Below are 13849 nucleotides of genomic sequence, written 5' to 3' on the forward strand. Positions count from 1 at the left end.
CGAATGTTATCTTTTTTATTTTTCTGACAAACGATAGACGGGCTGGTAGTGCGGCTGAGAAACCAGTTGGAACTGAGTGAACTGCTCGTTGAGTACTTTGAAGCGTCGCGTCTTTTCCCCCATTTGATACTCAAGATACGAGCCATCCCATTCAAACTCGGTATCAATCACGCCACCATTCACCGTTACCCCCGCCGCGCTGAGCATAAAACTCTCACGGCTATAATCAGCCACATCCTGCTCTACCCAGGTCCCATATAGCTTGGACTTAGGATAGGCTTTTTCTAAGTAAGCCTCATACAATTGACTGGCAAGTATCAGCGCACAAATAGCAACAAACAGTGTGCCAATGACCATAACTCTTTCAACCAGTTTCAATTTTCTACGACTCAAGCGACTCACTCTTTTTTATTCCCCAACAACGGCTGATCATTCAACCTAATAAGTAATTGTTAACTAACAAAGGCAATTACGCGAATCTGATTTCTTCGACCTTTCATCATATCGTGCTATCACTACTCAGCAGATATCCCCATCAAAAAAACACTTGTACAGCAAAGAATAAAATTGCAGTATATTTACATATTAATTCAATGGGTAGTTATTACTTTGAAACTAAGAAGTACCGCGCTTGTAAAAGGCTTTAGACAATCAGCTCCTTACGTTAACGCTCACCGTGACAAGATAATGGTGATTATGCTTGGCGGCGAGGCGGTGGCTGATGATAATTTTGCCAATATTATCAGTGATCTAGCCCTGCTTCATAGTTTAGGAGTCAAAATTGTGCTCGTTCATGGAGCACGGCCACAAATCAATCATCTTTTACAGCAGAACCAATACCCTAGCCCTTATCACAAAGGCGTGCGTGTCACCGATGAAACCTGCCTCAATTACGTCATGCAAGCTGCTGGGCAATTGCAGTTGGCCATTACTGCTCAACTATCGATGAGCTTGAGTAACACTCCGATGGCGGGCACGCAACTTAACGTCGTGAGTGGCAACTTTATTATCTCTCAACCGCTTGGCGTTGATGATGGTGTCGACTATTGCCATAGCGGTAAAATTCGTCGTATCGACACAGACGGCATCAACCGCATGCTTGACCAAGGCTCAATAGTGTTGCTCGGGCCGATCGCCAGCTCTGTGACCGGTGAGTCATTCAACTTGCTGTCAGAAGAGGTCGCCACGCAAGTTGCGATCAAACTGCAGGCAGACAAGCTGATCGGCTTTTGCTCCGAGCAGGGAATTATCGATGAAGATGGTGAAGTGTTTGCTGAGCTGTTTCCTAAAGAAGCGGAAAAGATTTTGGCGGATCTTGAAAGCGATCTTAGCTGCGAAAACTCATCCGGTACGCTGCGCTTTCTTCGCGCGGCAACCGCGGCTTGTCGTGCGGGCGTACCTCGTAGTCACTTGGTGAGCTACAAAGTCGATGGAGCCTTGATCCAAGAGCTGTTCTCGCTCGACGGTATCGGTACTCAAGTCGTCAAAGCCAGTTCAGAGCAGGTACGCGTGGCTGACATTGATGACATTGGTGGCATCTTGGATCTGATACAGCCTCTCGAGCAACAAGGTGTTTTGGTGCGGCGCTCTCGCGAGCAACTCGAGCAAGAGATCCATCAGTTCACTATCATCGAGAAAGATGGCCTGATCATCGGTTGTGCGGCTTTGTATCCTTACCCCGAGGAGCGCATGGCAGAAATGGCATGTGTGGCGATTCACCCTGAATACCGTGATGGCAACCGTGGACTTTTGTTACTTAATCACATGCGTTTGCAGTCGAAAGCGCAAGGAATTGAGCAGATATTTGTATTAACAACACACAGTTTGCACTGGTTTAGAGAACAAGGGTTCCACGAGATGGGGGTCGATTCTCTGCCATCGCAAAAGCAGAATCTGTACAACTACCAGCGCAAGTCTAAAATTCTGTCACTTAAGCTTTAACTCAATTAGCAATCTCAGTTATGAGATGTCATTGCAGAATATTTCTCAAATAGTCGCTTTATTTCATAGTTTAAATTGGTTAAAATTCGAGCTCCTCAATGTCTGAGGAGCTAGGATTTATTCTCGACTTAGCTTTATGGCTAAGCTGCAAGGATTGCTTGAGGTTACTAACAACGTTACTAAGAGCAAACTATCAATGAAGAAAATTATCTGTAACTCTGTGCAGAGTTTTTGGGACATGGCAGACAACGAACTACTAGAAGATCTCGACGTACACTGCGTATTCCCAGTTACAGAAGGCTTAAAAGCGTTCATTTTGAACTACCAAGAGAAATACCGCATTCGCAGTATCTCATTCTCTACTGCACTTTAATCACACTGACAGACGACCATGGAGGGTCATCTGCCATCTTTCAGCCTTGCTATCAAGCCACTTGCCCTCTCCGTACGCACCTTAATACCTCGCTTTAACAGTCGCTCATCGACAAACAGCGTCAGCTTGTGTTTAGCGCGAGTAATCCCGGTGTAGATCAGCTCACGGGTTAGCAATGGGGTAAACTCTGCCGGTAAGATCATCAAGGTATGGTCGAACTCACTGCCTTGCGACTTGTGAATGGTCATGGCATAGGCCGTTTCATGCTCGGGGACTCGGCTAGGCAAAACCGCCTTAACACTGCCGTCAGGCAGTTCAAAAAACACTTTCAGCTTGTCTTGCACTGGGTCGTAGACACATAAGCCGATATCACCGTTATACAGACCCAAACTATGGTCATTGCGAGTAACCATCACTGGTCGACCGTGATACCAAAGCTCATCTTGGGTTTGAATCAATTTACGCGCCGCTAACCCACGCTCAATGCGTTGGTTAAGCCCAGCGACACCAAAATCTCCTTCGCGAATCGCACACAGCAGGCGACACTTTGCAAACAGATCCAATGCTGATTTCGCCTGCTCTGCCAAGGTTTCTGAGATTCCATCGCGCTGCTGAACCTGTGCTAAGCGCTGCAAATAGCCGCGATATTCCGCCACCATAGTTTGAATCATCTGATTGTAGTGCTGGCTATCGATGGGGAACTTAGCGATGTCAGCAAAGTCGCGTTGCCAAACAGTATCAACTTTGGCGCCACTCCCTGAGTTGACCGCTTGCGCCAACTGACCAATGCCCGAGCGAGCGTCAAAGCGGTAGCTCTTTTTCAGCATACACAAGCTATCGGCAATGGTAGCCGGGCCTTGCTGACTACTGGCCAACGTATCATAGCCTGTCAATCGTGCTAGCTGGCTGGCGTGAGCCTGGCTGTACCCCAGCGAGCTGAACGAGCAAATATCACCGAGCACGGCTCCCGCCTCGACTGAGGCCAGCTGGTCTTTATCTCCGAGCAAGATCAAACGCGCGTGTTTGGGCAGAGCGTCGACCAATTTGTACATCATAGGCAAATCGATCATTGAGGCCTCATCGACCACCAAGATATCCAAGTGCAGTGGGTTATCTCGGTGATGACGAAACTCTGCGCTATTAGGAATCGCTCCCAGCAAGCGGTGTAAGGTGCTTGCCTCGGTTGGGATGCGAGCTTTGAGCTCTGGACTGACTGGCAGCGCCTCTACCGCTTTACCTATCGACTCGGTCAGACGCGCTGCCGCTTTTCCTGTCGGCGCGACCAGTTTAATACTGGGTGAGCTATGTTGGCTTTGCGCTTGTTCAATAAGGGCCGCGAGCAATTTGGTAACCGTTGTGGTTTTGCCAGTACCCGGCCCTCCAGAGATCACCGCAAAGCGCTTAGTCAACGCGACTGCCGCTGCGACCTTTTGCCAGTTAACGCAGGCGGCGAGCGGCACTAAGTCATCCAACGCGGCTAACTCTTGGCTACTCTTCGCTGAACAGAGCTTTTGGTCTATGGTAGGCCAATCCAAGTTTTGCTCGTCGACAACGTCTAGATGGTCGCAAACCATTCGCTGTCTCAGCCCTGGCGAACTCGTTCCTGTTTCGAACGTTTTTTTAATATCTTCATAGAGATAGCGATAGCTTCTCGCGAAAAGATGGTCGAGGAGTTGCGACAAGTTGTGCAGCTCTGGCGGCGAAAGGATCATGGGTGACCCAAAGCTATTTAATCGCTGCGCAACCACCACTTCATAGTGCCAGTAGCGATGCAAATAGAGACGTTCACCATCAAACATCAATGGGACAGGTTCACCATGGCTGCCAACCAGTTCGCTGCTGTGGAGTAGTGCTGGCCAATCCACACCCAACAACTGCTGGTTCAACTCACTGGCCGCCTCGCCAAATAACCCCAGCTTAGCGGCGATGTCCACCGCACAGCCATTCTCATCAAGCAGCGGCAAACAGATGTGGCCTTTCCCCAATTCGCAGCTCACGACCCCAGCAATAAATGCTAGGTGAGGATTGTCTGCTTGCCGTTCAATGAAACGGGCAAACTGATAATCTAGCTGTCGAATCAGGCCTTTATTCGCCAGTTGCTCAAGAGTCGAAATCAATCTATCCATGGTTAAAGCAGCTCCATCTGACCAGCACTATTGTGTTTCTCTTCGATCGGCAAACCGTCAATCAATCGATCCATATCGGTTAACAACGCTAAACTCGGTTTCGCAACAAAAATACCGTGATCACTTTCGCCATCCATTCCCCGTAAAAACAGATAGTAGACGCCGCCAAAATGGCGCTGATAGTCATAATTTACCACACGGCTGCGTAGAAAACGGTGCAGTGCCAATGCATAGATTTGGTATTGAAGGTCGTAACGGTGATCGGCCATCGCCGCTTTGAGCGCGTCCCCATGATAGAAGCTCACCTCATCACCTAAATGGTTCGATTTCCAATCCAAAATGTAGTATTTGCCCTGATGCTCGAACACTAAATCGATAAAGCCTTTCAGCATGCCATTGACACTATGAAAGCCTAAGTCTCCCGCTTTCGCAGATAAAGGATCATGGCGTTGAATCACGCGATTGAGCGCAGGCGCAGACAGCACTTCAATCGGCAACATAAATTCCATCTCAACCAGACGCTGCTGCGCGGTTTTATCCTTAAGACGCAACTGTTTGCCATCGAGCGGTGTGCTGAGCACGGTATCGACCAGTTGCTGTAAGATAGGCAACCAATCTGGGTCAAGCTGCTCATCTTCAAGCAACTTGCTGATCAGCGCACTATTACTCTCACTGGTTGCCGGCTGGGTAAACTCAACTTCTTCGAACAGCGTGTGCAAAAACGTCCCGGGACGTGCACCGCGCGGAAAGGTAAAGATTGAAGCTTGCGGCTCGGTGTCGATGGGCTGGTCATTATCATCAGAGGAATCGATATCCAGATGCAGTAAATCCGTGAGGCCATCATGATGTTGCAAGCCTTGTTTAATTAGCCCTGAGTAACTGGTCATGCGCCAACTTCGGTCTATTGTTTGGGTCAGCTCGGCGGCGCTCAGTGTCGGCGGTTGATTCTCTATCGCTATCAAAGGCTGCTGATGAGCTTCAGGCAATGGGCACACGGTAACACAATCCAAACCCTGAGCTTGCACTTGTAGGGCCGCGCTCAAATCAGCGATCCCTCCTTGCTGACCATCTTGCAACAAATGACCCATCGCGCTGAGATGAACCCCTGTTGGTTCTTTGCTAGAGCGGCCATTTCGCAGCGGCGCAGCGCCAACAAAACAGCCATACACCGCGCGGGTCAGAGCAACATATATCAGACGTAAATCTTCTGCCAAACGCTCTTTATCGGCGGCGGCCAACGCCGCTTTTTGTGCGGTGATATCGAGAATAGTTTGGTCTTTATCCGCGTCGTAATATTTGGCTTCTGCAGCCTCTCGATAGCTGAAAACAAACGGCAAAAAGACCAAATCGTACTCCAAGCCTTTTGACTTGTGGATAGTCACTATCTGCACCAAATTGCGTTCTGACTCCAAACGCTGAATTTGATCTTCGTTGCCGCCAAGTCCGTTTTCAGCATCGCTGATGGCTTGCGCCAACCAGCGTAGTAAGCCATGGTCACTGTCGAGTTCAATGCTGGCTTGCTGGAGCAATTCACCAATATGCATCAGGTCGGTCAACTGACGCTCTCCCCCTTGCTCGGCGAGCAGCCGCTCAGCAATATGACGTTTACTCATCACACTGCGCAGCATCGGTAGCACACCGCGCTGTGTCCACAGCTTGCGATACTCCTTAAACTCGTTGATGGCCGCTTCCCACTCATTTTCATCATTGTTGAGGGTATCTAGCCGACCAGCATCTAAAGCAAAAATTTCAGAGGCGAGACTTGCGCGCAGGGCTCGGTCGTTTTCTGGGGTCAGCACCGCTTGCAAGAGACGCTGCAGATCTTTCGCCACCGGCGAGCTAAACACGCTATCGCGGTTTGACAGATAGACACTGGCGATCCCTTGGTCGGCCAATGCTTGTTTCACCAACCGCCCCTCACTTCCGGTGCGCACCAATACTGCGATGTCTCCCGCTTGGATCGGCCGCTGCTGCTTGTCGCTGCAAAAGTGCGCCTTAGCCTGTTGCGCCGCATCCAAAATAGTATGGATGTGATCGGCGGTGGCTTGGGCCATGGCGATTAGGTACTCGCCTTTGGCAAGCGGCTTGGCGTCGGCTTCTTGCAACCAGTAAGTTAAAGCGGGTTGTTTTTGGCCTGTCATCGTCCAAATGCGCTGCTCTGCCTTAGGGCTATGCTGCACCGGCAAAAATGGAATATCTTGATCATAAATAAATGGGCTGTGAGGCGTCGCGAATACTTGGTTCACCGCCGCCACCATATCGGCACTAGAGCGCCAGTTAGTGCCAAGCGTGAAATGAGAGCTCACCTGATTGCGCGCTTTAATGTAGGTAAAAATATCGGCGCCGCGAAACGCGTAAATCGCCTGCTTTGGGTCACCAATCATAAACAAGCCACATTGAGGGTGCGCTAAGTAAATGCGGCTAAAAATACTGTATTGCAGCGGATCGGTATCTTGAAACTCATCAATCATCGCCACCGGATACAAAGTGCGGATCCGCTCGGCCAACTGTTCACTTTCATCACTGTCGATCGCCGCTGAAAGCTGCGTCAACAGATCATCAAAAGAAAGCCATTGCTTACGCTGTTTCGCCTCAGCCAGCAAGGCGCGGCAATGGTGTATCGCATGAGCGAGAAGCGGCGCCTTAAGGCTTATCGGCTGGGCAATAAACGTATCAATTTGGTCAAACAACGGCAATTGAGGTGGATTGCCTTTAGGCGTTTTCTCGTTGAGCGCCGACTGGGCGAACTTGGCTAACTGCTCAGGATACTCATAACCCACACTTTCCGTCGCCGCCCACTGATTAACGGCTTCCAACCATACTGGTAACGATTTTTTGCTGTAACTGCGTTTGTTAATATCAGAGCCACTGATCAAGTCTAAAAGGTCATCTTGCTGCTCACGCCAACTGGCTTTAAGCGTATTAATTTGATGCAAGTTTTGCTGATGTAAATCGGCCAAGCTGCCCCTCATTGGCGCTACCGATAAACGAACTGGCGACCCGGTCAAATAGCGCGAAATCTCCGCCAACAACGCGGCAGGCGAGCTCCATAATCGTCGCACTTCTCCAGCCAACTGATGCGGTAGCGGATAAAAATTGCGCCGCCAATAGTCGGCCACCACTTGAGCTTTTAACTGACTTTCATCGGTGACAAATTCACTGTTGAATCGACTGCCGGATTCGAAAGCGTTTTGCGTCAACATCCGTTGGCAAAAACCATGGATGGTATACACCGCCGCTTCATCCATCTGACGCTCAGCTTGGAGTAATATGTCGGCCGCGTGTTTGTGATCGGCCACTTGTTCAAGCAACGGTTGAATCACAGGATCTTGGCTGTGGCCGCGGGCAAAGGCCAAGCGCGCAGCGTGAATCCGGGCTCGAATTCGGTCTCGCAGTTCCGCAGTTGCCGCTTCGGTAAAGGTCACCACCAAGATCTGATCAACGGTCAATGGCCGATGATGCTTAGATTGCTCACTGCCGTGCCCCAATAACAATCTGAGGTAGAGCCCCGCAATGGTAAAGGTTTTCCCCGTTCCTGCTGATGCTTCAATCAATCGCGCTCCATGCAGGGGAAAAGTCATGGTATCAAGGGGGGTAACAGAAGCCGCCGATGTCATAAATATTATGCCCTTTTGCTGAAAAGCCTGATGCTGAATGTGATCTAGGCTTTAAAACGTTAGTTATTAATATCAAACGATAAAAAGTTAAGATGTTATGCGATCTTTCTCACGGCGCGCGCCCGAGCAAGCCGATAGTATGCGCGCCATGTGTTGAGCAAGGAAACTTGCAACAGACCCACCGAATCACGGTCCCTCTGACCTATGGCCGCACAGCGAACGCCCTACACAATAATGATTTACTGGCGGCCAACTACTTTGCCTCATAACGACTGACTCGCCTCTTCACTGGTTTGCATCATCAGTCTTGGTGTCTGAATCACTAAGTGACTTAAGTGACGCACTTGCTCCGCCAATGTCTGATCCCAACTTGGCCAAATACGGGCAATATAAACGTTGTTCCCTTCTCCCGGTGACAGATAGCCATCGTTAAAGGTATCGGCCATTTTCTTCAGCGCCTTCTCTTCATCGTCAGCCCAATGGCCACGGCTAAAGCCCGCTTCGATATTAGCCAGCGCGGTTTTAGGAAAATAAGCCAACGGCTGTGTCATACCTTGATAGAACAAGCGAACCAGCTCGGTCAACCATTCAACCGCCTGTTTGCGGTCGGCGATGGCAGGATAGATCAAGTGTATCGCGCCCTCTTTGCGATCGTAGCCAATCATATGGGTCGGGCGACTGACGCCCATTGCCGACATTGCGAGATGATCAATCCAAGCGGCGAGATAGTCTTGGGCGCGCAATTGACCGCTGCGAAAACGGACCAAACCGGATTGGAATACTTGGGTTAACCAACCGGTCAGTAGCACCGGCTTGTCTGCGCCAAACGGCGTAAGCGTGAGCTTGATTTCGATATCATCTAGGCTGGCTTGACATACAAAGCCAATCTTTTCCAGCAGCTGTTCGGCTTGTACACGATTAGTCTCAAACTCAATTTCGCCAAATGCGCCGACCGGCAATTTTCCCTGCGCACGTTGCTGCTCAACAAACGCTTCCATCACCTGTTGTAGTTGTTGCCCTAGCTGCTGCTGTTTAAGTAGTTCATTGAGCAGTGCATCACGCATCTGATAGCTCTCCAGACCGCCCAGCACAAAAGGCTCTTCATCCTGCATCACAGGCAGTGGCGGCTCAAACGTCACTTTGAGGCGGCGATTAAAGAAATATTGCACGGGCAGGCGCCAAAAGCGTTGCAATTCAACCAAATCGAGCTCGAGCGGGAAAGTTGCGTCTAATAGATAGTCATCCAGCTGACGGTTGAAAGCACCACTCTGTTGCCCCTGACGATTGGCCGCAGGTAGCCACTCTTTGGCATAACTTGGGTGCTCGCCGCTAAAGGCTTGCTCACTGAACGGTACCATGGGATGGTGCGTCACCAGACTTGCGACCAGCGCATCGCCCGACTCATCTGACGGCTTGTCTTGCTCTCCGAGTAAACAATAGTTTTGCTGACAGTATTCGACCAACTCAGACACCAACACTGATGGTACCCGTTCGGTATTGTCTTGAATCGAGCGGCCTACATAACTGATATAGAGCGTCTGCTGCGCAGATAACAGCGCTTCCAGAAAAAGGTAACGGTCGTCATCTCGACGCGAGCGATCCCCCGGTCGAGTACGACCAGTCATCAAATCGAATCCCTCTGGCGGCATAGAGCGAGGATAGACGCCATCGTTCATCCCCAGCAGGCACACAGTTCGAAACGGAATCGAGCGCATCGGCATTAGGGTACAGAAGTTCACTTGCCCGGCAAGAAAGCGTTGACTCACTCGGGTTCCAGACAGCTTGTCGAGCAAGTACTGGCGCACAATGGCGGGAGCAAGCGACTGCTCAAACGCGGCATCGTTCAACTGCTGCTTGAGATTGGCCAAGGTATCGCGGATCGACTTTAATGCCGCCTCGCCCTCTAGCTCGACCAAGAAAAAGTCATCGAGCAATTGGGTTAATACTTCGCGCCACGCATCAATGCTTTGGGTTTCGCCGAGACGCTGACGATAATCGCTTATCGCTTGAATAAACTGCGCTAGTTTACCAGCAAGATCGGCTCCCAGCCCTTGTACTTGATTGTATGGTGCCAGTTGACCATGTGAAGTGGTAAACAGACCCGCCGTGTCTGGCATGGCGTAACCCAGCAACATGCGTTCGATGCCAAATTGCCAGGTATTATGACTGTTCTCAGGCAGGTCAAACTCGCGGCAGGTATCACCATTGAGCCCCCAGCGAACCCCAGACTCTTCGACCCACTGCTTGGCGAGCACAAACTCCTCTGCGCTGATCGCAAAGCGGGCCAATATCGCCGGCGTTTCTAGCAACTCGAGTAGCTCTGAAGCCAGACAGCGAGTGTTAGGCAAATCGACCAACTGCATAAAGGCATGCAGGATTGGGCTCTCTTGATCGGCGGTGCGATCAGAAATGGAATACGGAATAAAACGCTCACCCGGAGCATTGCCAAATACCGCCTGAATCGCCGGGCTATAGGCGTTGATGTCCGCCACCATCACTATGATATCGCGCGGTTTTAGGCTCGGGTCTGCATCAAACATCGCCAGCAACTGATCATGCAGCACCTCCACTTCGCGCATCGGACTGTGACACACATGCAAGCTGAGTGACCTGTCTCCCGGATCTACCAGTTGCTTGTGCGCACTGCTGTCGAGTAGGCTGTCATCTTGATGCTCTTCTAGATTGAGAATGTCGGCCTGCAACTGATGCAGCAAGGAGTCACGCTCAATATCCACGAAGGCTTCAATTTCGTGGCTATCCAGTTGCGATAGCAAATACATGTTATCTCGACCGAGTTTGCCCATAGACGCAAGCAAGCTGTTACCAACGACATCGGTATGCAGTTCATCGACCACATTCTCTTCCAAGCTGCCCTTTAGCTGCTGGCTCTGACCATCTAGCTCCGAGTGGTCTTGATTCCACACCAAGTGCTGACGATGCCTAGCAGCCAAACGCGCCAGGAATTTTCTATCCCGCACTTCGCCCCAGTAATAACGACAAGGGTTGGTAAACATCAAATGGACATCGATGTGCTCACCAATCGCTTTTAATGCATCCATATAGCGTGGAGGCAATGAGGTAATACCAAATACAAACAAACGTTTTGGCAAGTGCTGAAAGCCTTCGCTTTGCGCTGTGGCGGCGTAATTTTCCAGCGTCTCAATAAAGTGCTGGTACAGATTGGCACGATGATAGGGCGATTGGCCGAGCGCTAAAGTATGGTCGTACAGCGCTTGCCACAGGATAGGCTGCCATGGATGTTCGTCTTGTAACTCGGCCACCGGTTGCCCTGCTTCCCAGCTTGCGATCCACTCTGGTCGATACACCAAATAGCCATCGAAGATATCGGCGATTTTTTCTGATAACTGGTAGAGCTTAGACTGGTCGTTATCATCAGCGAGATAACGTTTCAGTGGGGCAAATTCATCACGCTCGAGTAACGCGGGCAAGATTTGCATCAACTTCCAGGTCATCGACTCTTTGTTGAATGCACTGCGTTCGGGCACCTCGGTCAATACCTCGGTAAACATATTCCAGATGAAGGTCGCTGGCAGCGGGAATTCAATATTGGCCGCCACGCCAAACTCTTTCGCCAATTCCATTTTAAGCCACTGGGACATACCCGGGCTTTGTACTAAAATTTGCTCCGCTTCAAACGGGTTCTCCAGCGGATTGAGCCGAATCAACTCAACCAGTAGGGATTTCAATACATCGACTTGGTTGGAATGGTAAACAGTAAACACAATGCACTCACGCTCACGTTGTGACAATTAGCCCTGAGACTAGCACAACCAAGCTCTTTAGCAGAGTAATACCAATCGCATTAATTAGATGTTCAGAAAATTGCTTAGAAAGGATGATCAGATAATTGATGTAATTGGTGTGGTATTTGGTTCAAATCAAAATACCCGCTTAAGCCTTGAGCAGGCCTAAGCGGGTGGGGAGAAATCTGTCTTTAAGGCGGGGTAGCCTTACTGAGCGATCAGATCTTTATAGGCGATGGTTTTACCTTGTGGTTTTTCATTCGCCAGTTTCGCTTTTGGCGCACCGGGTTGTGATAGCCAGTACTCAGGGTCTTTCTTCGGATTGAGCTGCGGTCCACACTCACCTTGCGCACCACTGCGTTCCAAACGCTGCATTACGCGGTCTTGTGCTTGTGCTAAACCATCCAGCGCCTCTTGAGGGGTTTTCTCACCACTCGCGGCTTCAGACACGTATTGCCACCATAGCTGCGCCAATTTCGGGTAATCTGGCACATTGGTCCCGGTTGGGGTCCACTGCTTACGAGCGTCGCTGCGGTAGAACTCCACCAAGCCGCCAAGTTTCGGCGCTGCATCTGTCATTGCTTGAGAGTTGATATCCGACTCACGAATTGGGGTCAGACCAACCAAAGTCTTCTTCAAGCTGACAGACTTAGAAACCACAAACTGAGCATACAACCAAGCTGCCTGACGACGCTCTAATGGCGTGCTGTTGAGGAAAGTCCAAGAGCCTGCATCTTGATAGCCGAGTTTCATGCCATCTTCCCAGTATGGACCGCGTGGTGACGGAGCCATGCGCCATTTCGGCGTGCCATCTTCATTAACCACAGGTAGGCCTGGCTTGGTCATATCAGCAGTAAAGGCGGTGTACCAGAAGATTTGCTGAGCGATAGAACCTTGCGCCGGAACTGGACCTGCTTCACCAAAGGTCATACCTTGAGCTTCTGGTGGCGCATACTTCTTAAGCCAATCTACGTATTTGGTGGTCGCATACACAGCGGCTGGACCATTGGTTGCGCCGCCGCGAGCAACATCAGAACCTACCGGCTTACAGCCTTCGATACGAATGCCCCACTCATCAACCGGTAGACCATTGGGAATGCCCTTGTCGCCAGCGCCTGCCATCGAGAACCAAGAGTCGGTAAAGCGCCAACCCAAAGACGGATCTTTCTTACCGTAATCCATGTGACCGTAAACTGGCTCGCCATCAATGGTTTTCACTTTGTCAGTAAAGAACTCAGCAATGTCTTCATACGCAGACCAGTTTAGTGGAACCCCAAGTTCATAGCCGTACTCTTGCTTGAATTTCGCTTTAAGGTCTTCGCGCTCAAACCAGTCGGCACGGAACCAGTACAAGTTAGCAAACTGCTGATCGGGCAATTGATAGATTTTGCCATCTGGACCTGTGGTAAAGTCCAAACCGATAAAATCAGGCAGATCAAGGTAAGGGTTAGTCACGCTTTTCCCTTCACCGGCGATAAAGTCTGAAATAGGTACGACTTTTCCGTAACGAACATGGGTACCAATTAAGTCAGAATCGTTGATGTAGCCATCGTAAATATTACGCCCAGTCTGCATCTGAGTTTGCAGTTTCTCAACCACATCACCTTCTTGAATCAAGTCATGGTTGACCTTGATGCCGGTGATCTCATAGAACGCTTGAGCCAAGACTTTAGCTTCATATTCATGGGTGGTGATCGTCTCCGAAGCTACATTGATCTCCATACCTTGGAAAGGTTTTGCAGCATCGATAAACCATTGCATCTCTTGCGCTTGCTCTTCAGTAGAAAGCGTCGATGGTGTGAACTCTTCACTCATCCATTTTTTCGCTGCCACCATATCGGCGAGTGCAGTTGGTGAGATGGCAGCCAAAGCGAAGCTCAAGGCTAAGCTACGAGCAAGGTAAGACTTTTTGATATCCTTTTTCATTCTTGTCTAACTCCAGTTGTGAGTATTCTGTCTATTACGTTATTGGTGTCACTCACCCCATCACGATGACGCCTTCCTATCGGGGGGTGGGTATGTCGTTAA

7 protein-coding genes are annotated in these 13849 nt (G+C 50.1%); 2 read left to right on the top strand and 5 right to left on the bottom strand.

The genetic code is table 11. The annotated features are described in order from the left end of the window. Positions 1–15: 15 nt before the first annotated feature. Positions 16–402 (bottom strand): DUF2850 domain-containing protein, encoded by a 387-nt coding sequence (locus tag MTO69_RS10290; RefSeq protein WP_248328953.1) that lies wholly within the window; start codon positions 400–402, stop codon positions 16–18. A gap of 207 nt (positions 403–609) precedes the next feature. Here MTO69_RS10290 and argA point away from each other — a divergent pair, with 207 nt between their 5' ends. Beyond that, positions 610–1941, top strand: a complete 1332-nt coding sequence (argA, locus tag MTO69_RS10295) for an amino-acid N-acetyltransferase (protein ID WP_248328955.1) — start codon at positions 610–612, stop codon at positions 1939–1941. A 196-nt stretch (positions 1942–2137) separates the two neighbouring features. After that, positions 2138–2314, top strand: coding sequence for a hypothetical protein (locus MTO69_RS10300; protein ID WP_248328957.1), 177 nt, complete (start codon positions 2138–2140; stop codon positions 2312–2314). A 26-nt stretch (positions 2315–2340) separates the two neighbouring features. On the opposite strand, the gene recD is transcribed toward MTO69_RS10300, so the two are convergent. The 4 genes from recD to MTO69_RS10320 all read right to left on the bottom strand — a co-directional run bounded on the left by recD (position 2341) and on the right by MTO69_RS10320 (position 13747). Then, a complete protein-coding gene (gene recD / locus MTO69_RS10305) occupies positions 2341–4440 on the bottom strand; it encodes an exodeoxyribonuclease V subunit alpha (protein WP_248328959.1) in 2100 nt (699 codons plus the stop codon). A 2-nt stretch (positions 4441–4442) separates the two neighbouring features. Beyond that, positions 4443–8057 (bottom strand): exodeoxyribonuclease V subunit beta, encoded by a 3615-nt coding sequence (gene recB, locus MTO69_RS10310; protein ID WP_248328961.1) that lies wholly within the window; start codon positions 8055–8057, stop codon positions 4443–4445. A gap of 263 nt (positions 8058–8320) precedes the next feature. Beyond that, positions 8321–11800, bottom strand: coding sequence for an exodeoxyribonuclease V subunit gamma (gene recC, locus MTO69_RS10315; RefSeq protein WP_248328963.1), 3480 nt, complete (start codon positions 11798–11800; stop codon positions 8321–8323). A gap of 228 nt (positions 11801–12028) precedes the next feature. Further along, entirely contained in the window at positions 12029–13747 is a 1719-nt protein-coding gene (locus MTO69_RS10320) for an ABC transporter substrate-binding protein (RefSeq protein ID WP_248328965.1), read from the bottom strand. Positions 13748–13849 lie beyond the last annotated feature (102 nt).

This window comes from Vibrio sinaloensis, assembly GCF_023195835.1.
GTDB classification, from domain to species: Bacteria; Pseudomonadota; Gammaproteobacteria; order Enterobacterales; family Vibrionaceae; genus Vibrio; species Vibrio sinaloensis_C.

Excerpts from the sequence above, each read along its gene's own strand:
- MTO69_RS10300 (WP_248328957.1), top strand. The coding sequence starts at position 2,138 with ATGAAGAAAATTATCTGTAACTCTGTGCAGAGTTTTTGGGACATGGCA.
- recB (WP_248328961.1), bottom strand. The coding sequence starts at position 8,057 with ATGACATCGGCGGCTTCTGTTACCCCCCTTGATACCATGACTTTTCCC.
- recD (WP_248328959.1), bottom strand. The coding sequence starts at position 4,440 with ATGGATAGATTGATTTCGACTCTTGAGCAACTGGCGAATAAAGGCCTG.
- MTO69_RS10320 (WP_248328965.1), bottom strand. The coding sequence starts at position 13,747 with ATGAAAAAGGATATCAAAAAGTCTTACCTTGCTCGTAGCTTAGCCTTG.